Source organism: Mucilaginibacter kameinonensis, from assembly GCF_003675385.1.
In the GTDB taxonomy this organism is placed as follows: domain Bacteria; phylum Bacteroidota; class Bacteroidia; order Sphingobacteriales; family Sphingobacteriaceae; genus Mucilaginibacter; species Mucilaginibacter kameinonensis.
Window position 1 is genome coordinate 894,787 of the sequence record NZ_RCWZ01000002.1, and the last position, 21,830, is coordinate 916,616.

Annotated in this window: 16 protein-coding genes; 15 read left to right on the forward strand and 1 reads right to left on the reverse strand. The window is 44.0% G+C overall.

Going from position 1 to position 21,830, the window contains the following annotated elements; translation table 11 throughout:
- The first annotated feature begins 106 nt into the window (after window positions 1-106).
- The 8 genes from EAH55_RS10635 to EAH55_RS10670 all read left to right on the forward strand — a co-directional run bounded on the left by EAH55_RS10635 (window position 107) and on the right by EAH55_RS10670 (window position 14,207).
- The gene (locus tag EAH55_RS10635; RefSeq protein ID WP_121809602.1) at window positions 107-3,559 is read left to right on the forward strand and encodes a SusC/RagA family TonB-linked outer membrane protein; all 3,453 of its coding nucleotides are present in this window, start codon (window positions 107-109) and stop codon (window positions 3,557-3,559) included.
- Window positions 3,560-3,570: 11 nt separating this feature from the next.
- The gene (locus EAH55_RS10640; protein WP_121809603.1) at window positions 3,571-5,061 is read left to right on the forward strand and encodes a SusD/RagB family nutrient-binding outer membrane lipoprotein; all 1,491 of its coding nucleotides are present in this window, start codon (window positions 3,571-3,573) and stop codon (window positions 5,059-5,061) included.
- Between the two features lie 31 nt (window positions 5,062-5,092).
- Window positions 5,093-6,595: a DUF5689 domain-containing protein gene (locus EAH55_RS10645; RefSeq protein WP_121809604.1), complete on the forward strand. Its 1,503-nt coding sequence runs from the start codon at window positions 5,093-5,095 to the stop codon at window positions 6,593-6,595.
- Window positions 6,596-6,866: 271 nt separating this feature from the next.
- The gene (locus EAH55_RS10650; RefSeq protein WP_121809605.1) at window positions 6,867-8,282 is read left to right on the forward strand and encodes a calcineurin-like phosphoesterase C-terminal domain-containing protein; all 1,416 of its coding nucleotides are present in this window, start codon (window positions 6,867-6,869) and stop codon (window positions 8,280-8,282) included.
- Window positions 8,272-9,174 carry a glycerophosphodiester phosphodiesterase gene (locus EAH55_RS10655; protein WP_121809606.1) on the forward strand — a complete coding sequence of 301 codons (903 nt, stop codon included), beginning with the start codon at window positions 8,272-8,274 and terminating at the stop codon, window positions 9,172-9,174. Before EAH55_RS10650 ends, EAH55_RS10655 begins: the two co-directional genes overlap by 11 nt.
- A gap of 249 nt (window positions 9,175-9,423) precedes the next feature.
- A complete protein-coding gene (locus tag EAH55_RS10660; protein ID WP_121810042.1) occupies window positions 9,424-10,824 on the forward strand; it encodes an alpha-L-fucosidase in 1,401 nt (466 codons plus the stop codon).
- A 156-nt stretch (window positions 10,825-10,980) separates the two neighbouring features.
- The gene (locus tag EAH55_RS10665) at window positions 10,981-13,455 is read left to right on the forward strand and encodes a glycoside hydrolase family 95 protein (RefSeq protein ID WP_121810043.1); all 2,475 of its coding nucleotides are present in this window, start codon (window positions 10,981-10,983) and stop codon (window positions 13,453-13,455) included.
- Window positions 13,452-14,207, forward strand: coding sequence for a GDSL-type esterase/lipase family protein (locus tag EAH55_RS10670; protein WP_208644824.1), 756 nt, complete (start codon window positions 13,452-13,454; stop codon window positions 14,205-14,207). The genes EAH55_RS10665 and EAH55_RS10670 overlap by 4 nt, the downstream gene beginning before the upstream one ends.
- Window positions 14,208-14,460: 253 nt before the next feature.
- Here EAH55_RS10670 and EAH55_RS10675 read toward each other — a convergent pair whose 3' ends face one another.
- On the reverse strand, window positions 14,461-14,730 hold the full coding sequence (locus EAH55_RS10675; RefSeq protein WP_112573868.1) for a CHC2 zinc finger domain-containing protein: 270 nt from the start codon (window positions 14,728-14,730) through the stop codon (window positions 14,461-14,463).
- A gap of 165 nt (window positions 14,731-14,895) precedes the next feature.
- Between EAH55_RS10675 and EAH55_RS30830 the strand changes: the two genes are divergently transcribed.
- The 7 genes from EAH55_RS30830 (at window position 14,896) to EAH55_RS10710 (ending at window position 21,759) form a co-directional block, all read left to right on the forward strand.
- Window positions 14,896-15,294 carry a hypothetical protein gene (locus EAH55_RS30830; RefSeq protein ID WP_162996822.1) on the forward strand — a complete coding sequence of 133 codons (399 nt, stop codon included), beginning with the start codon at window positions 14,896-14,898 and terminating at the stop codon, window positions 15,292-15,294.
- Window positions 15,295-15,584: 290 nt separating this feature from the next.
- The gene (locus tag EAH55_RS10685) at window positions 15,585-16,838 is read left to right on the forward strand and encodes a PQQ-dependent sugar dehydrogenase (RefSeq protein WP_121809608.1); all 1,254 of its coding nucleotides are present in this window, start codon (window positions 15,585-15,587) and stop codon (window positions 16,836-16,838) included.
- A gap of 349 nt (window positions 16,839-17,187) precedes the next feature.
- On the forward strand, window positions 17,188-17,637 hold the full coding sequence (locus EAH55_RS10690) for a GNAT family N-acetyltransferase (RefSeq protein WP_121809609.1): 450 nt from the start codon (window positions 17,188-17,190) through the stop codon (window positions 17,635-17,637).
- Between the two features lie 100 nt (window positions 17,638-17,737).
- Complete coding sequence (locus tag EAH55_RS10695) at window positions 17,738-18,130, forward strand: YgaP family membrane protein (protein WP_121809610.1); 393 nt, start codon at window positions 17,738-17,740, stop codon at window positions 18,128-18,130.
- Between the two features lie 43 nt (window positions 18,131-18,173).
- Window positions 18,174-18,647 carry a Dps family protein gene (locus EAH55_RS10700; protein ID WP_112573863.1) on the forward strand — a complete coding sequence of 158 codons (474 nt, stop codon included), beginning with the start codon at window positions 18,174-18,176 and terminating at the stop codon, window positions 18,645-18,647.
- A 111-nt stretch (window positions 18,648-18,758) separates the two neighbouring features.
- Window positions 18,759-19,454, forward strand: coding sequence for a LytR/AlgR family response regulator transcription factor (locus tag EAH55_RS10705; RefSeq protein WP_121809611.1), 696 nt, complete (start codon window positions 18,759-18,761; stop codon window positions 19,452-19,454).
- Window positions 19,455-19,551: 97 nt separating this feature from the next.
- Entirely contained in the window at window positions 19,552-21,759 is a 2,208-nt protein-coding gene (locus tag EAH55_RS10710; RefSeq protein WP_208644825.1) for an ATP-binding protein, read from the forward strand.
- Window positions 21,760-21,830: the final 71 nt, after the last annotated feature.

Below are 21,830 nucleotides of genomic sequence, written 5' to 3' on the forward strand. Positions count from 1 at the left end.
TACCCGGCTATTGGTAAAAGCCTGGACGTTGCTGGTAACAACCCCAGGCTTCAGAATTTTGACAATTTAAACTCACGGTTAGACAAGTATAAATTAAAGTAAATATATGAAAAAGTTATGGTTATTAACCATGCTGTTCTTTTTACAATTGTTTTTTGGCGACATAAACGCTGAAGCTCAAACAGTAACAAACAAAAGGATCACCTTTGGTGCCGACGGCACTATGCTCAGGGATGCCTTTCAGCAAATTGAAAAATTAAGCGATATCTCTATCAGCTACAACAATAGCCTGCTTGATGATAAACGCAAAGTAAACATAACAAAAGCAGACCGCTCTTTAGGCGAAACTCTTGACCTGCTTTTAAAAGGAACTACCTGCACCTACAGGGCAGCAGGCGAACGTAATATCCTCATCATTGCAAAAACACAGGATAGGGGTAGCATTAAAGGGAAAGTGGTTGATGAAAAAGGGCAGCCACTTCCCGGTGCTACTGTAAAAATACCCGGAGCAGGAGCCACCACTATTAGTGGAATTGATGGCTCATATACATTAAATGTTATGCAGGGCACCTATACGGTTGAAGCAAGCTTTATCTCATACGAAACCAAAAGGATTCAGAATGTTAGCGTCAGCTCAAATGCTAATACTGCTTTAAGTATTACGCTTAACCCGGCCGATAACAAACTTAATGAGGTTGTAGTAACAGCGCTCGGTATAAAAAGGGAAGATAAAAGTTTGGGCTATTCTGCACCGGTTATTAAAGGTGATCAGCTAACCAATGCGCTTTCTGGCAACTGGACAGACGCTTTATCGGGTAAGGTAGCGGGTTTAAACCTGATCCGTTCAAACAGCGGCCCGGCGGGATCAAACAAAATAATTCTTCGTGGTGAAAGCAACCTTACAGGCGATAACGAAGCCCTGATAGTGGTTGACGGTGTGGTAATTAACCAGGGCAGCGGCAGGCGTACAAGTAACTCCGGCGAATCGGCCTATGGTACCAGCAGCGATAACATGCCGGCAGATTACGGCAGTAACCTGAATGATATCAACCCGGAAGACATTGAAACAGTAACCGTGTTGAAAGGCCCGGGTGCTGCTGCACTTTATGGTCAGCGTGGCGCTAACGGTGCCATTATCATCACCACCAAATCGGGTAAAAAGCATAGTGGTTTAGGTATTACCTTTAACTCAAACGCAAGCCTTGAAAGCGTAAACCGCTGGCCTGATCTTCAGTATGAATATGGACAAGGTACAGCCGGTTCGCGTTATTATTCATTCGGTGCAGGTCCTGATGGTGCCAGCACCAGCGCAACAAGCTCTGCTTACGGCCCCAAATTTGATGGTCAGCTTTTTTATCAGCTTGATCCGGTTACCCAAAAGCAAGGCACAACACGTACGCCATGGGTACCATACAAAAATCAGATCCGCGATTTTTTTGATGTAGGGCAAACTTTTACCAACTCGGTAAGTGTTGATGGCGGTAGCGATAAAACAACAGCCCGTTTCTCGGCAACCAACGTTACCAATCACTGGATAACCCCAAATACAGGTTATACCCGTAACAGCATCGCTTTATCGGTTAACTCAAAAATCAATGATAAGTTAACCATCAGCGCAAAAGTAAATTACAATAATAAAAACAGCGATAACTTACCCGGCGCGGGCTATGGTAACCAATCGCTCATGTACTGGTTTATTTTCTGGCAACCCAATGCCGATTTAAACTGGTTAAAAAACTACTGGAGAAACGGCCAGGAAGGTAAAACCATATTTTATCCTTTCAGCTCGTTCCCTGAAAACCCTTACGCCGTATCGTACGAGTTTATCAACAAATCAAACCGTAACTCGGTTACCGGTAACGTTGAGGCGCTTTACAATGTTACGAAAGAATTTAGTGTACAGGTACGTGCTACTTTAGATATGGGTTATGAGCAGCGCGCACAACAGCGCCCATATGACGCGGGTACCAAATACCCTAAAGGCTCATTCCGCACTCAAAATATTTATTCGGAAGAACAAGGGGCCGATTTCTTGTTGAAATACAACAAGAAAATAACCCATGATGTTAACATCACAGCAACAGCGGGTGGTAGTATGCTCCGTAATAATTATAACCGCGATGAGGTACGTGCCGACTCGCTGGTATATCCTGGTGTATATTCAATGGCTAACAACGCTGGTCCGCTGGTTACGCTGCCATATAAATCAAAATATGCTATCAACAGCTTTTACGGCTTGTTATCTACATCTTTTAAAGATTATTTGTATGTGGATTTAACAGCCCGCCAGGACTGGATCAGTACATTGGCTACCGCAAATCGTACCGATCAGGTTGGGTTCTTTTATCCGTCGGCAAGTATGAGTTTTTTGCCGTCTGAAGCATTTAAGCTGCCTAAATTTATTGATTATGCAAAAGTAAGGGCCTCACTTGCCGGTGTGGGCAGTGGTACAACAAACCCTTATCAAACAACATTTAATTATGTAACTGCAGGTAGCACCTATGCCGGCGGTCTGCAAAATCCACGTACACTGTCAAACCCTGATCTGAAACCACTACGCACAACAACACTTGAGGTTGGCGCCGAAATGAGAATGTTTAGCAATCGCTTAGGTTTTGATATCGCTTTATACACAGGCAATACTAAAAACCAGATCCTGAGCCGTACTGTCGATCAATCATCGGGTTATAGCCAGGCGGTTATTAACGTTGGGAGGGTAAACAATAAAGGTATCGAGATTTCATTAAACGGTACGCCTGTACGCAAAGCCAACGTATTTAGCTGGAATGTTACAGCTACATTCAGTGCCAATAAAAACACCATTGAACAGCTTGCCGATAGCGCTGTAGTATTGCGTAACGGCCCTACGGGCGGTGGCCAGATTGTGGCACGCGTAGGCGGTAGCATGGGCGATATGTATGGTCGCGGTTATTTACGCTCACCTGATGGTCAAATTGTATACGACGCGACTACAGGTTTTGCCAAACTATCAGATAACCTGGTTTATTTAGGCAATACCATTCCTAAATGGAAGGCAAGCATGGGGCACGATTTCAGGTATAAGCAATTTAACCTGCACCTGTTGTTTGATGCGCAGGTTGGCGGCGTATCATACTCGCTATCAAACTACAAACTGGCCGAGCAGGGTAAAACTACGCTTACCTTACCGGGCCGTTACAACGGCATCATAGGTAAAGGTGTGATCCAAAACCCTGACGGAAGCTACAGGCCAAACGATGTTATAGCCACAGATATTGACGGTTATTACCGCTCTCACTATGGTATTGACAATGCCGAAGGCAATACGTTTTCAACCAACTTCCTGAAATTCCGCGAAGCAAGGTTTGATTATTCATTGAGCCCGCGTTTGGTTAAACGCCTTGGCTTACAGCGTGCTACTGTAGGTGTATATGGCCGTGACCTGTACATCTGGACTAAGTGGCCAATCTTCGACCCTGAATTTGGTACCCTTTCGGGCAGCGACATTGTACAGGGCTTTGAGATTGCCCAGTTCCCCTCAACCCGCACATTTGGTTTTAACATAGTTATTGGCATTTAATAATTAACAATATGAAAAGGAACGGATATATACTTATATCAATGATGATGTTGTTCGTTAGCATAATGTCGTCATGTAAAAAAGATTTTATTGAACTTAATACCGACCCCAATGGTACGCCTAACGCCCTGCCGCAGCAATTGCTTGCCCCGGCATTGGTAAATACTTTGGGTACCAATATGCTTCGCGCCCGTAATTTTAATAACGAGCTGATGCAGGTTACCGTTGATCCGGGCGATTCGGAAGGTAAAGTATTCAGGTATGATATTAAACGTACCTGGGCCGATGTTACCTGGAACGCCTGGTATACGCAGTTAACCAACTTTAAAGATATTTATACCATTGCCAGCAAGGAAGTAACTTACAGCAAAAGCTATATGGGTATTTCGTTGATATGTCAGGCCTGGTTATATTCTTTGCTGACCGATACGTATGGCGATGTGCCTTACTTCGATTCGAACAAAGGGAAGGACGGAAACTTTACGCCTAAGTTTGATAAACAAAAAGATATCTACCTGGATATTTTCAAAAACCTGGAAGCGGCAGACACCCTGCTTAACGCATCTGCAAACGTTGTTGCCGGTAGCGACCCTGTATTTAATGGCAATGCTTTAAAATGGCGTAAGTTTGGTAACTCACTTTATTTAAGGTTATTGTTAAGGGTATCCGGCAAGGCCGATGTTTCTGCCGATGTGATAGCCAAAATCAAACAGATTGTTGATACTAATCCGGATGCTTACCCTATCATGGGCAGTAATGATGATTCGGCAGTTTTAAGGTGGACTGGCTCTGGTGCGTTGACATCGCCATTTATAGGCGGGGTGCGTGAGCAGGATTGGAGACAACCCGGTGTTTGCGAGTTTTTTGTAAATAACCTGGCCAAATGGGCCGATCCGAGACTGGTTAATAATCGTTGGTCGATATCAAGTTACCAGGGAGGTATTCAGGGGATTCCCAGCGGTTACGCTCCGGGGCAAAATATAGGTATCAAATCATACTTCCAGTCAACTACCTCAACTACCACATTAATGAATGACCCATTGATGGGTAATATAATGAATTATTCGGAGCTGCAGTTTATCCTTGCCGAAGCCGCGGCAAAAGGCTGGATAGCCGGTGATGCTGCTACTTACTATAAAAATGGCATCAAAGCTGGTATTACATTCTGGATCCCGACGGATACCACATCAATAGACGCTTATTTAGCCGCTGCCGATATAGTTTGGGATAATGCTGGTCCGCTTGATGAGAAGATGGAAATGATCCATGTACAAAAATATTATTCCATGTTCTATACCGATTTTGAGCAGTGGTTTGAGTATCGCCGTACCGGTCACCCAGTATTGCCAAAAGGTGCCGGTTTAAGGAACAATGGTATTATGCCTGCAAGGCTGCAATACCCGGTTTACGTACAATCGGCCAACCCTGATAGTTATAAAGCTGCGGTAGCCGCGCAAGGCGCCGACGAGATCAGTACACAGGTATGGTGGCAGAAACAATAATGAACCGGTTTTAAACTAAGATATCAATAAAATGAAAAAGATATATTTATTACTGGTGCTGGCTACGGCTGCTGTCAGTATGAATTCATGTAAAAAGAATAACTATGCCGAAGGGACGTTGAGCCCCATCATAGCTGTTGTTGACCTTCGCGGTATTTACAAAGGTTCGGATGTTGTGCTTAACAGCAACAACATGGGCGGTGCTAAGGAAATAGTAGGGGTGGTGATCTCAAACGCTGCTGCTGGTAACTGCCCGGCCGGTGTATTGGTGGTACAAAATAATCGCCGTAATGCGATTAGGGGTATAGCCCTTGAAATAGGTAATGCCGCTGCCAACTATGTTCCCGGCGATTCTGTTGTGGTACAGGTTAATGGCGCTACACTAACCAAAGTAAACGGCAGTATGCGCGTTAAAGGCCTTACTGAAGCATCGGTAAGTAAAGTTGCCGATAATAAGACTATCAAGGTACAATCGGTTCCATCGGCTACGCTGCTTGCTTCGCCGGATGTTTATGAAGAAACACTGGTTACCATAGCCAAGGCAGTAACCGATCCGGAGCCGCAACAGGGTGAAACCTATGCCGGTGATAAAACTATTAATGATGGTTTTGGCAAGATCACCATGCACACCGAGGCTAATGCCAGTTTTGCGACAACTGAATTGCCATTCAGCGCTAATTTTAGCGGGATCCCGTTCGCGGTAACATCAGGTACCGATACCAAAATGCAACTTTGGCCACGCACTATTGATGATGTGTTTACGCTTGCAGCAACCAAGCCATCGCCAATTATCATAACGGGCTATTTAACAAATCCTTCGGGCAGCGATGCTGATTATGAATACATCCAGTTTAAGGCCACTAAGGATATTGATTTCTCGGTAACCAACTATGCCGTAGTAACCTGTAATAACGCTGGGACAAACCCGGCACCGGTAAATGGCTGGGCACAAGGTTTGGCAAAAACCTATAAGTTCAACCTTACATCGGGTTCGGTTAAAAAAGGCCAGTTCTTTTATGTAGGTGGTAATAAAAATATCTGGGGCAAAGGCTCAACAGATATCAGCACTTCAAACTGGATCAACAGCACCATGTACGCCGAAGTTCCGGGTGCCGATTTTGGTAACGTAACTACAAACCTGCTGGCCAACAGCGGTAACGTTGCGGGTGTGGCTGTGTTTGCCGGTATAACGGTTAATGCTTCAAGTGTTCCGCTTGATGTGATCATGTACGGTGGAGGTGGTACCGTTTATTCAGCTGGCCCACCGGAGGTAGGTTACCGTATCACCAATACCGATTATTATAGCACCATTAACCCGGTAACACGTACAGAGCAGGGTTTTTATGGTGGCGGCTCAAATACATCAAAGCTGCCATTACCGACGGATGGTTTATTTAGCCAGTTGGGCGGTGTGTACGATGCGCTTACCGGCAGGTGGACAACCGGCAGGACAGTGACCAGCGTTCCGCTGACATTGACATCGCCGATTACTGCTATTGAAACAGCTACAGGTGTAACAACAATTCAAAATTAAACACAATAAAGGGCCAGTGATGAATTTATAGGTGTAAAAGCCAGGGAATGTGCGATTACCTCCCCTGGGAGGGTGTAGGGAGGGGTTTCATCCGCAAGATCATTTGATCGGTAAGGCGGATAACCCCTCCCTGCCGTCACACGTTTCCGTCGCGCCCCTCCCGAGGGAGGGAATTGAAAGCTTGTGACCACCTGCAATTTATTATCGAGCCTTTTTTTCATCCACATTTACCAAAGCTCAACACCCGTTTGAACTTTGAAAACATAACCCAATGAACAGAAGATCATTTTTACAGGGCGTAGGCCTTATAACCGGTGGCGCATTCATCTCGCTGCGTGCCAACGCACTTACTCAAATATTAACAGGCGATACGGTAAAAGGCCGGGTTACAGCCGGAAAAAAAGGAATTAAAGGAGTAGTGATATCCGATGGTTTTTCCGTAGTGCTTACCGATGATAAGGGCAATTACGAACTTACACCCAACGAAAAGGCCAAAAGCATTTTCATGAGCACTCCATCGGGTTACGAGTTTAAAACCGATTATAATATTGCCAAACATTACGAAAAAATCGGAACCAGCTCGTATTTTGATTTTAAACTGGAGCCGCTAAAAGTTGATGACAATAACCATCATTTCATCATCTGGGCCGATCCGCAGGTTAAAAACAAAAAGGATGTTAAGCAAATGATGGATACCTCGGTTCCGGATACCATTGCTACCATTAAATCATTAGGTAAAAACGCGCTGGTACACGGCATTTGCGTAGGCGATATCGTTTGGGATAATCACGAACTTTTCCCGGACTATAATGAGGCTGTTGCCCAAATGGGGATCCCGTTTTTTCAGGCGATTGGTAATCATGATATGGATTACCGCCAGGGCGGCGATGAAACCTCGGATGTTACTTTTAAGCAGATCTATGGGCCAACTTATTACTCGTTTAACAGGGGCAAGGCGCATTATGTGGTATTGGATAATGTACGTTATCTCGGCGTTGAACGGGAGTATGATGGATATATTACCGAAGATCAGTTAAGCTGGCTGGCAAAAGACCTGCAACATGTTAATAAAGACCAATTGCTGATCATCAACCTGCATATCCCGGTTTATAACCAGGTAAAAAACAATCAGGATTTTTATAAGGTGCTTGATGGTTTCAGTAATGTACACATCATGTCGGGCCATACCCATTACCATGATAACAATATCACCAACGGCATTTTTGAGCATAACCACGGTACTGTATGCGGTGGCTGGTGGACAGGCCCCATCTGTGTGGATGGTACGCCGCGCGGTTATGGTGTTTATTCTGTTAATGGTACAGAATTAAAGTGGTACTATAAATCTACCGGTTTGCCTGCCGAAAATCAGATAAGCGTTTATGCCGAAAAACTGACGGATCAGATGCGCCTTATCGCTAATGTTTGGAACTATGACCCGCAATGGAAGGTAGTGTATTATTTAGATGACAAACCGATAGGGGCTTTATCAAAAGAGCAGGGATATGATCCTTTATCGGTAAGTTTGTACAAGGGCGATCAGTTACCGGCAGGTCGTCATTTTGTGGAGCCGCATGAAACCGGGCACCTGTTTGTGGCACACTTTGACCCATCGGTTAAAAAGGTTAGGGTAGAAGCTACAGATCGTTTTGGGAATAAATATACAAGCGAATTAGATGCAAAATAAATTAAACATTGTTGCCGGAATAAGCCTTATCTTGTTATCAGGCTTTACGGTTGTTAAAAACATGGAATTTAAAAATGCCGATTATCCTTCGTTCAGTGCCGAAGCACACCGCGGCGGCAGAGGACTGATGCCTGAAAATACCATTCCGGCCATGAAGAATGGTATTGATCTTGGCGTTACCACGTTGGAGATGGATACCCACATCACGGCCGATGGAGAGGTGGTATTATCGCACGATGAATACATCAATCCGCTGTTCTCGCTCACGCCTGATGGCAAAGAGATCAGCAACGAGGAAGGGAAAAACCTGATCTTGTACAAAATGAAGTATGAGGATCTGAAGAAATATGATGTCGGTTCTAAATTCTACAGCAAGTTTCCCCGCCAAAAAAAGCTCAAAACCTATATGCCGCTGTTATCCGAATTGATCGATTCGGTACAGAACTATATTAAGATAAATCATAAGAAGCCGGTTTTTTATAATATCGAAACCAAGTGTTCTCCCGCAGGTGATGGGATTTATAATCCTGGTCCGCAAGAGTTTGTAGATAAGCTGATGGCGGTACTGATCAAAAAGAAGATCCTGCCTTATGTGGTGATCCAGTCGTTTGATAAACGCACGCTGCAGATCATTCACAAGCAATATCCGGATGTACGTACATCCTATCTTATCGAAAATAAAAAATCGTTTGAAGATAACATGACCGATCTGGGTTTTACACCTTTCATCCTAAGCCCGGCCTATAAACTGGTTAATGCCGATCTGGTAAAGAAATGCCACGATGCTAAGATAAAAGTATTGCCATGGACGGTGAACACCAAAGATGAAATTGAACAGCTTAAAGCTTTGGGTGTAGATGGCGTAATTTCCGATTACCCGGATTTGTATTGAGGGAAAAAAATATGTCATTGCGAGCGCAGCGCGGCAATCGCACGGAAGCATAGCCGCTCTGTATAGTATGCGATTGCCGCGTCGCGCCGATGCTCATACCCGTTTTGCTCCTCGCAAGACATATTTTAATTTTCGCGCTCACGCCAAATAAGCTGAATGTAATGTCAATTTCCGATAATCTAAACATTAAATTTAAATGTGATATTGCGGTTGTTAAAACGTTTTATCAATTTAACCAACAACCCAATCATGTTTAAATTACGAGCTTTATGCTTCATGGCACTTTGTGCGGCTTCACTCTCATTAAAAGCACAAATGGCCCAACAGCCTGTAAAACCGCTTGCCCAGCTTCAGCAGGAATTTGTCGACCTGCGTTTTGGTATGTTCATCCACTTTAACATTCCAACCTATATGGATCAGGACTGGGCAGATCCGGATGCGCTGCCAACCATCTTCAATCCAAAAAAACTGAATTGCGATCAGTGGGCAAAAGCGGCCAAATCGGCAAACATGACCTACGGTTGTATTACCACCAAGCACCACAGCGGTTTTTGTATCTGGGATACCAAAACAACCGATTATAACGTGATGAACAGTCCCCTGAAAAAGGATGTGGTTAAAGAATATACGGATGCGTTCAGGGCTAACGGTCTGAAAGTGTTCCTGTATTATTCTATACTGGATACCCACCACAGGTTAAGGCCAAACATGATCACGCCAAAGCATATTGATATGGTTAAAGCGCAGATCACCGAGCTGATGACCAAGTACGGCGAGATCTCGGCATTGATCATCGACGGATGGGATGCCCCATGGTCAAGAATTTCGTATGATGATGTGCCGTTTGAAGAGATCTATACCTTAGTAAAATCATTGCAGCCTAACTGTTTGGTAATGGACCTTAACGGTGCCAAATATCCGGCTGAGGGTATGTACTATACCGATATTAAAACCTATGAAATGGGAGCGGGACAGCGCGTATCAACCAAAGATAACCGCATGCCGGCCATTGCCTGTTTGCCGTTGCAGGCCAACTGGTTTTGGGAAACAAGCCACCCTACAACCCCGGTTAAAGAACCCGCTAAACTGGTTAATGATATCCTGAAACCATTAAATAATGTTGATTGTAATTTTATCCTGAACGTAGCGCCAAACCGCGATGGTTTGTTTGACGACAACGCGCTTGCCGCACTTAAAGAAATTGGTAAGCTTTGGAAAAACGAAGGCCCTGTTGCTAAACTTTCTAAACTGGATGCGCCGATCATTTCATCAAACATTGCTAAAAATCAGCCTGCAAGCTCAAGCTGGAGTGATGATTCGGCCATTATGGATTTTGCTAACGATGATGATTTTCATAGCTCATGGGTGTCAAACCCAACGGTTAAAAATCCATGGTATGAGATCGATTTTAAGAAAGATCAGGCGCTGAATACCATCGTAATCGCCGAGGAAAAACCAAACATTTCACATTACCGCCTGGAGTATTACCTGAACGGAAGCTGGAAACCGTTGTTTGATGGTGAAAACGCCAACAAGATCAAGGTTCACCGTTTTGACAGGGTATGGGCCGGTAAAGTTCGGATCTCTGTAGATAAGGCCGATCACCAGGTTTCGATAGCCGAATTCCAGGTTTATAACGAAAGAAGATAATACACTATAACTGACCTACTACTTACTAATGAAGACCCGCCCGCAAGGCGGGTTTTTCATTTACAATTAACCGTTTTGGATATAAAAATGCCAATAAGCATTATTTTTTATAGCCGCCGCATTGTTATACTTGTAAAAACAATTGTATCCTACTTTATGAACCAAGGTCTGAAAGCAACACTCCTGTCTGTAGTTTTACCGCTATGCACGCAATTAATTACGCTTAACGCAAACGCGCAAAATAATACGTTATGGTACAAACAACCCGCCAAAACATGGACGGAGGCCTTGCCCATAGGTAATGGTCGTTTAGGGGCGATGATTTTTGGAGGCGTTAATGACGAATTGCTGCAACTCAACGAAGCTACCCTATGGTCGGGCGGCCCGGTGAAGCAAAATGTAAATCCCGAAGCTTTTCAATATCTGGCACAGGTAAGGGAGGCGTTGTTTAAAGGTGATTACCAAACCGCCCGCGACCTTACCAAAAAGATGCAGGGTATATATTCAGAAAGTTTCCTGCCTATGGCAGATCTGCATATCAAGCAATCATATAACGGAGGTAAAGCTGGCAACTATTACCGCGACCTGAATATCGGCAATGCCGTGGCAACAACAAAATATGCGGTTAATGGCGTAAACTATAAACGTGAGATTTTTGCTTCAGCACCCGATAAGGTGATCGTGATCCGTATCACTGCCGATAAACCCAAACAGATCAACCTCGGCATAAATACCAGCAGCCAGCTTCGTTTTCAAAAAGATGTGCTGAATAAAACAGTATTGGAACTGAGCGGCAAGGCTCCCGCCCATGTCGAGCCAAGCTATGTCGACTCAAAAAATCCGATAGTTTATGCCGATGACGATAAATGCAGGGGTATGCGCTATGAGGTGCTGGTAAAAGCTGTAAGTAATGACGGTAAAATAACTGCCGATACCAGTGGTATCACGGTAAAAGGGGCATCAACAGTAACACTTTATGTCACCGCGGCTACAAGTTTTAAGGCCTACAACCAATGCCCGGATGGCGACGAAAAAGTTGCTGAGAAAAATCTCGACAAAGCCGCTGCTAAGCCTTACGCGCAATTGCTTGCAGCCCACCTTGCCGACTATCATCACTTTTTTAACCGTGTAAACCTTAAACTTAATGATAATAAAGGCAGCCATGCCGAATTGCCTACAGATGAAAGGCTTGCACTTTATAATAAAAATCAGGGTGCCGATCCCGGTATTGAAGCCTTGTATTTTCAGTACGGCCGTTACCTGTTGATAAGCAGTTCAAGAACACCGGCTGTACCTGCCAACCTGCAGGGCATCTGGAACAAAGAATTACGCGCGCCATGGAGTTCTAATTATACCAGCAACATCAATGTGCAGATGAACTACTGGATGGCCGAGGATTGTAACCTGTCTGAAATGCACCAGCCTTTATTTCAGTTGATCAAAGGTCTGTCCGAAACGGGTACAGAGGTAGCTAAAGATTTTTACCATGCCAAAGGTTGGGTAACGCACCACAATACCGATATCTGGGCATTGGCCAATCCAGTAGGTGATCTTGGTCATGGTGACCCGGCATGGGCCAATTGGCCAATGGGGGGCGACTGGCTTACTCGCCATCTGTGGGAGCATTATTTATACACCGGTGATAAAGAGTTTCTGAAAAATACAGCCTACCCCTTAATGAAAGGTGCAGCCGAATTTACATTTGATTGGCTGGTACCCGATGGTCAGGGGCATTTGGTAACCGCGCCGTCCATGTCGCCCGAAAATGAGTTTATTTATGCCGAGGGTAAAAAGTCGGACGTTTCTGTGTCCACCACTATGGATATGGGCATCATCCGCGATTTGTTTGATAACCTGATAGTAGCAACAAAAGTATTGGACATTGACGCGGCTTTCCGGGATTCGCTTATCGCTAAAAAAGCAAAACTTATTCCATATCAAATAGGTAGTAAGGGCCAGTTACAGGAATGGTATAAAGACCAGGAGTCGCCGGATCCGCATCACCGCCATGTATCGCACCTGTATTCCGTATACCCGGCAAATGAAATTTCAATAGCAACAAACCCTGAACTGGCCGCGGCTGCAAAACGTACGTTAGAATTACGTGGCGATGAAAGCACCGGCTGGAGCCTGGCCTGGAAGGTAAACCTTTGGGCGCGCCTGAGGGATGGCAACCACGCTTACAAATTATACCGCGACCTGTTGCGCTTAACCGGCGAAAGCGGCTATAATTACAGCGAGGGTGGGGGACTATATCCAAATATGTTTGACGCGCATCCACCATTTCAGATTGATGGAAACTTTGGTGGCACATCCGGTCTGGCCGAAATGTTGCTGCAAAGCCAGGATGGTAACATCCATTTACTGCCTGCATTACCTGATGCCTGGGCCAATGGCGAAATAAAAGGTTTGGTAGCAAGAGGCGCGTTTGTTGTGGGTATGAAATGGACAGGGGGAAGGGTTACATCTGCTGATGTGTTTTCGAAAGCGGGAGGTATATGCCGTATCATTTCCAAATCAAAACTTACTGTAAAAGGTTCAAATGCTGCCGCTGTTAAAGTAAAAAAAGGATATGAGTTGGTTATAAACACCGAAAAAGGTAAATCATACCAATTAGTAAGCGCGTTATGAGCAACAGCAGGAGAAACTTTTTAAAGAGAGCCTCGTTGGCTGGCGCGGCTGTAATGGCTGCACCCGGCATTGCTACAGCATCTGTAAAAGGAAATGATTATCTGCCCGATGATGGCGTAGGAAAAACTTTCCTTTTCCAGGGCGATTCGATAACGGATGGTGGCCGCAGTTTTGATAAAGATTGGAACCACGTTTACGGACAAGGTTATGCTTATCTGATAACCGCCCGGATCAATTTTGATTACCCTGGTCGGGATTACCTGTTTTTTAACCGGGGAATCAGCGGTAACACGGTCAATGATCTCGCGGCACGCTGGCAAAAGGATACACTTGATATTAAACCCGATGTGTTGAGCATACTGATAGGTATTAACGACGTGCATCACGTAATAATGCAAGGCGATAAAGCAACAGCCTATGATTTTGGAACAGCCTATGACCGGTTGTTGACCCAAACAAAAGCCGCATTACCCAATGTTAAATTGATTTTGCTGGAACCCTTTATTTTACCGTTAGGCATGGTAAGTAAAAATCCCGAACTGTGGGCGTCAGAAGTGCAAAAGCGGCAGGTAATAGTTAAAGCACTTGCATCAAAATTTAATGCCATTTTTGTGCCTTTGCAGGATGTTTTTAACAAAGCCCTGCAAAAAGCCAAAGCCGAACACTGGATCTGGGATGGTGTTCATCCTATGCCAGCCGGCCATGAGCTTATTGCCCGTGAATGGATGAGGGCGGTTAAAAAGCTGTATTGATACTTATTTAGCCCTAAATAAATGCTGTCCGAAGTCTCCTGACTTCGGATGTCTATGTTTGTAGTTTGTAACTGCTTGTATTATAGCCTTTTGATTCTTGCGTCTGTAGTTGCAAACTACAGGCATATCGAATTCGAAGTCATAGACTTCGAACAGCCGACAATCTCTTAGCTATACAAATCGGTCATGCACTGGCTACGAGATTGCTACGCTGCGCAATGACATGATTTTTATTACTTAAAAGCGGGAAACTTTACGCATGGCTTGCAGCTATCATCTGAATAGCTTCTTCACGGGTTTTGTGTTCAATGGCCATTACAAACTCAACGGGGCCACCACCTTTGCCACAGCCAAAGCATTGGAAAATATTTTTTTCGGGCGATACCATGAGTGAGGTGGCCTGGTCTTTATGAAAAGGGCAGCGGCCTTTTAAATTTCTCCGGCTTTCTTCAAGCAGCACATATTTTGAAACAATTCGTACAAGATCGGCCTGTACCGGCGACAGGGAATGAGATGCAGACATGTTGGGTATTAGAATAGTTAATTATCAGGCCGCGAAAATAAATTATTAACGGAATTCAATTGTCGTTTGTGGAAAAAAAAGGCTGCAGAAACTCATCTTAGAGGCTTTTTTCGAATGTTGTAGCATTATATCGCCTGCTTTCGTAATTGATAAAAATCTACAATTATGAAATCATTACTCTGCTTCCTGGTATTGATAGTTACCCTCGGTGCCTCATGCAAAAAGAACGATAATCAGGCAATTAAACTTAGCGGGACCTACGCCGGCACTTTTCAGCGTAAAGTGTCAGGAAGTGGTGCTGTATCAAATGTTTCCCTTAGCTTTTCGACCGATGCCTGGAATGGCGAATCTCAAACTGTTAAATATCCGGCGCTTAGTCATGGTTCATTCAGTACAACCGGCAACAAGATCAATTTTAAAAATGAATCGGTCTGGACAGCAGAGTTCGACTGGTCGCTGATTCTGAGTGGTGATTACGATATTGCTGTATCAGGCAACAAAATAATCATTTCTAAGAGTTACGCTACCGGTATGATGGATGTGTACACCCTAAGCAAGCAGTAGTAACTGCTTATAAGTTTGGCTGTTAAAATCTGCGGTAACGCAAATTTTACAACACATGTTTGGCAATTGATTTAAAGGTAGCTTGGTAGCAGTTGTGGACGACATGACCGCGTGGAATATGCTTGTTTAATGGTTTAGAATGATTTTTGAGTGTTTGACGGTATACCTGGTTTGTTTTGTAAGTGCCTGACTTAGTGTTATCAAAAGTGGATTTTAGCATTGCTAAATCGATGCAGGCTTTCGCATTGAAAAACTGAATCGTTAAATTAGCCTAACCAAAATCTGCTTTTATGAATCAAAGAACAACCTTGTTGCTTGGCTTATCGTTAATTGCGATAGGCGGGCTTGCCTCGTTCAGGCTTACCAAAAACGATCAGCATGCTGCTGCTAATGCAGGCCTTAAAATTCCTGATGGATTTAGTGCCGCTGTCATAGCCGATAATTTAGGTAGCGCGAGGTACATGGTGGTAACCCCCAATAATGATATTTACGTACACCTTGAGGGTTTGAAAAATGGCAAAGGCATTGTGGTTTTGCATGACAATGGCGATAAGGCCGATGTTAAAACCAGTTTTGGTAATTTCTCTGGTACAGGCATCCGCATCAATAACGGATATCTGTATGCATCTTCTGATAAAGCGGTTTATCGCTTTAAGTTGAACGCCAGCCAGGAGGTGATCGACCCGGAGCATCCTGAAATTGTTGTGAGCGGCTTAGTATCTAAACGGGCACATAAACCCAAGGCTATCGCGTTTGATAATGGCGGGAATCTATACGTGAACATTGGCGCCTATTCAAATATCTGTTCGGAATTTGATCCGCAGAAAACAGGTTGCCCTATCCTTGATTCGGCAGGCGGCATCTGGCGTTTTAAAACAGATAAGCTCAACCAAAAACAACGCGATGGCGTACGCTTCGCTACAGGCTTGCGTAATGTAGTTGGGCTCGACTGGAACCAGCAGGATAACCAGCTTTTTGTGATGCAACACGGTCGTGATGCTTTGCACGACCTGTTTCCTAAATATTATACCACCCAGCAATCGGCCTTGTTACCTGCTGAATGTATGTATGCTTTGAAAGAGGGTGACAATGCCGGCTGGCCCTATATGTATTATGATGACGTTAAACACAAAAAAATAAAAGGCCCTGAGTATGGTGGCGATGGAGAAACCGAAGCAGACGCCAAGTATGCCGAACCGGTAGCAGCATATCCCGGTCACCTTGCACCCGATGGCTTGTTGTTTTATACCGGCAACCAATTTCCGGAAAAATATAAAAATGGGGCTTTCATCGCTTTCCATGGTTCATGGAACAGGGCGCCCGAGCCGCAGGCCGGTTACTTTGTGGTTTTCCAGCCATTTAAGGATGGCAAACCCGACGGTAAATGGGAAGTATTTGCCGATGGTTTCGCAGGTACCGCCGAAGAAACATCTCCGGGAAAAGCCGAACACCGTCCATGCGGGCTTGCGCAAGGCCCCGATGGTTCGCTTTATGTAAGCGATGATGTTAAAGGAACTATTTATAAGATCACTTATAACAAATAAAAGGATAAAGCGCTTTCAAAAAAGCCCAACTTGTTTAAAGCAGGTTGGGCTTTTGTATGAGTACTGACTTTTTATAAAACATGTCATTGCGAGCGAAGCGCGGCAATCGCATACTATACAGAGTAACTATGCTTCCGTGCGATTGCTTCGTGCCTCGCAATGACGCGGTGGATATGTCATTTGACCTTCGTAGATCTCTATTTTCTCCCACTCAGGATGACATTACTTCATACCTGATGCAGAACTCTGAATGGGATCATTTAGCTACATCACTCCCCATATTATCAGAAATATTTACTTTAGCACCCATAAACAAAACCCTGCGCACTTGCCATAAAACCAAAGCATCATGAACTATACTCAAATTTGCAAAGCCTTCAATGATTTAACAGTTACCGAACTATACCAGCTGTTGAAACTCCGGAGCGAGATATTTGTGGTTGAGCAAAATTGTGTGTTTTTAGACGCCGATGATAAGGATTATGCCTGTCATCACTTGTTATTATTTGATGATGAGCAGGAACTGGTAGCCTACGCCCGTATTGTTCCGGCAGGTAAATCATATACCGAAACATCAATAGGGCGTATAGTAAGCAGTAAAAAAGTACGCGGCAAAGGCGTTGGTAAAATACTGACACAGGCGGCTATAGATGCAGCTAAAAACCTTTATGGTGATGTGCCTATCCGGATAGGAGCCCAATACTATGCCGTTAAATTTTATGAGCAACTGGGCTTTAAAATGGAGGGAGAGATTTACGACGAGGATGGTATCGACCATATAGAAATGATCAGGGCTTGATAGCGGTTTAAACACGCTTTGTTTAAAAACGCCTTTTAACGATGGATTTTGCCTGTTCAACGAATTTGGCACCTGTGTTGAATAGCCTGCTGCTAATTTTATGTCATACTTTAAAAGCTATGCCATGAAAATATTGCAGTTACCGCCAGATCCAAGAGACTTTGCAAAAAGTAAGAGAACTAAAGTAGATCTCGATTTAAAGAAAGCCACCGTACAGCAAACTGTTAAGCAGCCAAAACCTGTTCTGGATAATTTTCTGAAGCGCTTTTTTCCGGATGATGCTCCGGAAAACCTGAGCACTACGGAGGCGGTGATACGAGGGGCGCTGGTGTTTACCATGCCCGCACTGTCAGCAATTGACTGGAATTATCATACTCATGCCATGATTATCATAGCACCGGTAATATTTTACCTTGAGGTAACAGCATTTACCCTATATTGTCCCGTGAAAAGACTGTTTAGTAACTATACTCATCCATCAAAATATGAGTAAGTTATAAAACAGAAAATATATCAACCCAACAAAACACAATATCATGAAAGCAAACATCGGAATTAACGAAGCAGACCGCCAGGCCGTTTCAGACCAGTTAGCAAAATTACTGGCTGACGAATTTTTATTGTACACCAAAACCCGTAACGCGCATTGGAACATTGAAGGCCCTGATTTTCACTCAATGCACGTGTTTTTTGAACAACAGTACAACGAGCTTGACGAGATCATGGACAGCGTTGCCGAGCGTATCCGTAAAATTGGTCATTATGCACCTGCTACTTTAACCCAGTTATTACAACTTACCCATTTAACCGAAAAGCTTGACCATAAAAACGATAGTCTGGGCTTTTTGAAAGAGTTGCTTGAGGATCATGAAAGTATTATTGAGTTTATTCGCGGTAATATCGATCCCTTTGTTAGCAAGTACAATGACGCAGGCACCAGCGATTTTATTACTGGCTTAATGGAAACTCACGAAGGCATGGCCTGGATGCTAAGGTCGCACTTTAGATAAAATCCCCCTATTAAATAACCGCTTTTGGCTCAATTGGCTTTCCGGATGCAAACGGAAGGCCATGAGCAAAAAGTAAATTGATTATCTTAGCAATATTATTCAAGCCTGCTCATGACCAGTTTAATTGTTGATGATAATCCCATTGCCCGCGCAACATTGAGCCATCTGGCCGGCCAGGTTAATGACCTGGATATTATTTGCGAGTATTGTACCGCCATGGAGGCTTATAATCATCTTCAAAGCCAAAACGTTGATTTACTTTTTCTGGATATTGAAATGCCCGGAATGGACGGTTTGGAACTCACCCGCAACCTTAAAAACAAGGATATAGTTGTAATTTTTACTACTTCAAAAAAAGAATACGCCGTTGAAGCGTTTGAACTTAACGTAGCCGATTACCTGGTTAAGCCGGTTACTCCCGGCCGTTTTTTGCAGGCCGTAAATAAAGCCCGCGAAATATTGGACGGCCGAAAGGAAGAAGTGCAGGTGAAGAACGACGAATTTATTTTCGTACGCGATTCAAACATCACCCGTAAACTTATGCTCGACGATATTTTGTATGCCGAGGCAATGGGCGACTATGTAAAGTTTTATACCCCCAAAAAAGAATATGCCATACACGGTACACTAAAATCGGCCGAAGAAAAGCTGCCATCATCGAGGTTTATCAGGGTGCACCGCTCATACATTATTGCCCTGGATAAAATTGATACCCTGCAGGATGGTGGTTTGGTAATTGCCGGCAAATTTTTGCCCGTGGCCGACGCCTACCGAAAGACGTTAAATAGTCGAATGAACGTTTTTTAGCCGCCGACAGAGGCTGGCAGTTTAACGACAGTTTTGCCTTGCTGAACGATTTTTGCAATTAAAATAAATTTAACACCTGCATATTTACTTATCACCAATGCGTTCAGCGTCATCAGTAATGGCTAATAAAAAGTTTGCTTACCTCATACTGGCATCATTTGTAGCAGGTACAATTTTGTTGCTGGTTATTCAATATAATTTTTCGCAAAATATGCAATCGATGCGTAAGGGCAACGAGAGCCTGTTGCGCGAGCTGCATACCAGTAACCACCTGCGTGAAGTTGACCGCGATTTGCTCGGCGTTGAAGCCCGGATTAGGGCTGCCATAGCCACCGATGATATATCGCACCTTGAGGGGGTTGACGCCAAGATCAAAGCGGTTAAAGATTACCTGGACTCGCTTCGTGGAGGAAACCATAATCCTACGGTTAGGCAGTACCTTGATAGGTTGAATATTTTAGCTGATGAAAAAGTCAGGATTAAAAACGACTTGCTGAAACACTACTATAAAACTGGTAATATGAACGATACCAGTTTTATAGCTAATCCGGGCGCACGCCGTATCTCCAATGAAATCACTGAAGTAACGCATAAGATCTACGACAATCGTCAAAAAATGATGGATGAGCTAAGTGTGGACGTTATTGATAACAGTGCCCGGGCCAGGATGTACGGCAATATGCTGATGATTTTCATGTTTTTGAGCGGCGGAACTCTATGCTGGTTTATTGTTAATCAGTTCAGGCAGCAAAACAGGCTCATTAGCAGGCTTAACGAATCGGAAAAAACCGCACGGGAGGCATTGCTGATCAAAGAGAACTTCCTGGCAAATATGAGCCACGAGATCCGCACGCCGCTTAATTCAATACTGGGTTTTACCAATCTGCTAAAACGTCGTAAAATTGATCCGGACGCAGGTGAGTTTGTAGGTTCGATCCAAAAGGCCGGTGAGAACCTGCTGGCTATTATTAATGATATTCTCGATCTGTCGAAGATTGAGGCAGGGATGATGCGGATAGTGCAATCGCCATTCAGTGTGCGCGGTTTGATAGACTCTATCGAAACTTTGTTTAACGAACGCATCAGGGAAAAAGGTCTCACTTTTAGCAGCAAAATTGCTTCAGATGTGCCTGATACCCTTGTTGGCGATGCTACACGTTTAACACAGATATTGGTAAACCTTATTGGTAATGCCCTGAAATTTAGCGAGCATGGTTGTATCAGGGTCGAGGTTTATAGTAAACAAACAGCGGGTAAAACCATAAAGCTGGGTATCCGTGTGACCGATGATGGCATAGGAATTCAAAAAGATAAGCTGGCCTCCATATTTGAGCGCTTTAATCAGGCCGAAGATTCCATTACACGTAGTTATGGCGGTACGGGGCTTGGTCTTTCGATAGTTAAAGACCTTGTTGTTTTACAGCTTGGCGAAATAGAAGTTTCAAGCGAGCCCGGAAGAGGCACCGAGTTTAATTTTTATATCCCGTACATTATTGCCGACGACCAGGTTACCGCGCACATTGATGAAGAAGCGTTAGGTTCGGAAGTAAAAGTAAACCACGACTTAAATATTCTGGTGGTTGATGATAACATTATGAACCAAAGTTTGATGAAGCATATGCTTACCCAGTGGGATGCTGCCTTTGATGTGGTATCAAACGGCGAAGAAGCGATCAGCAAACTGCAATCAGAAACTTATAATGTGGTACTCATGGATATCCAGATGCCAAAGATGGATGGATATACTGCAACTTATCACATTCGCAATGAGCTGAAACTGGATGTACCGATTATTGCGATGACAGCCCACGCTATGGCCGGTGAACGTGAAAAATGCCTGAGCCACGGTATGAACGAATATATTGCCAAGCCTGTAAATGATGATGATCTGTTTAAGCTCATCTTAAAATTTGTGCCCGGCGCATCGCGGCAGGAGCAGGCTACGGCAATAAATGAATACGATTATCCATTTATTGATCTCAATTATATGAAAGATATCAGTAAAGGGAATATCGACTATGAAAAACTGGTAACGTCGCAATTTATTGAACTTACCTTAGCTGATGTAAGCACGCTCAAAAACATGTTCAGTACCGAGGATTTTGCGGGCCTGAAAAGCACCGCGCACAATATGAAAACCACGGTAGCCATTATGGGCTTGCTGCCCGCTTTAGAAGCCGATTTAGATGAGCTTGAGCAGGCGACTGTAGCTGATACCGAAACTTTAAGGCTGATCAACGATATCACCGCGGTGTGCCTTAATGCCATTGATGATGCCAAGCGCTTTTATAGTACGCTGGTTTAAAGCCTTTTATTGAATTCTAATACTGGTCGAAGTTTAGCGATAGCGTAACTTCGTCCTAAAATAGTGGAAGC

Bases quoted from the DNA above. Each gene is read 5' to 3' on its own strand.
- EAH55_RS10700 (WP_112573863.1), top strand. From the start codon at position 18,174: ATGAAAGCAAACATCGGAATTAACGAAGCAGACCGCCAGGCCGTTTCA.
- EAH55_RS10695 (WP_121809610.1), top strand. From the start codon at position 17,738: ATGTCATACTTTAAAAGCTATGCCATGAAAATATTGCAGTTACCGCCA.
- EAH55_RS10635 (WP_121809602.1), top strand. From the start codon at position 107: ATGAAAAAGTTATGGTTATTAACCATGCTGTTCTTTTTACAATTGTTT.
- EAH55_RS10670 (WP_208644824.1), top strand. From the start codon at position 13,452: ATGAGCAACAGCAGGAGAAACTTTTTAAAGAGAGCCTCGTTGGCTGGC.
- EAH55_RS10685 (WP_121809608.1), top strand. From the start codon at position 15,585: ATGAATCAAAGAACAACCTTGTTGCTTGGCTTATCGTTAATTGCGATA.
- EAH55_RS10650 (WP_121809605.1), top strand. From the start codon at position 6,867: ATGAACAGAAGATCATTTTTACAGGGCGTAGGCCTTATAACCGGTGGC.
- EAH55_RS30830 (WP_162996822.1), top strand. From the start codon at position 14,896: ATGAAATCATTACTCTGCTTCCTGGTATTGATAGTTACCCTCGGTGCC.
- EAH55_RS10665 (WP_121810043.1), top strand. From the start codon at position 10,981: ATGAACCAAGGTCTGAAAGCAACACTCCTGTCTGTAGTTTTACCGCTA.
- EAH55_RS10655 (WP_121809606.1), top strand. From the start codon at position 8,272: ATGCAAAATAAATTAAACATTGTTGCCGGAATAAGCCTTATCTTGTTA.
- EAH55_RS10640 (WP_121809603.1), top strand. From the start codon at position 3,571: ATGAAAAGGAACGGATATATACTTATATCAATGATGATGTTGTTCGTT.
- EAH55_RS10660 (WP_121810042.1), top strand. From the start codon at position 9,424: ATGTTTAAATTACGAGCTTTATGCTTCATGGCACTTTGTGCGGCTTCA.
- EAH55_RS10690 (WP_121809609.1), top strand. From the start codon at position 17,188: ATGAACTATACTCAAATTTGCAAAGCCTTCAATGATTTAACAGTTACC.
- EAH55_RS10675 (WP_112573868.1), bottom strand. From the start codon at position 14,730: ATGTCTGCATCTCATTCCCTGTCGCCGGTACAGGCCGATCTTGTACGA.
- EAH55_RS10710 (WP_208644825.1), top strand. From the start codon at position 19,552: ATGCGTTCAGCGTCATCAGTAATGGCTAATAAAAAGTTTGCTTACCTC.
- EAH55_RS10645 (WP_121809604.1), top strand. From the start codon at position 5,093: ATGAAAAAGATATATTTATTACTGGTGCTGGCTACGGCTGCTGTCAGT.
- EAH55_RS10705 (WP_121809611.1), top strand. From the start codon at position 18,759: ATGACCAGTTTAATTGTTGATGATAATCCCATTGCCCGCGCAACATTG.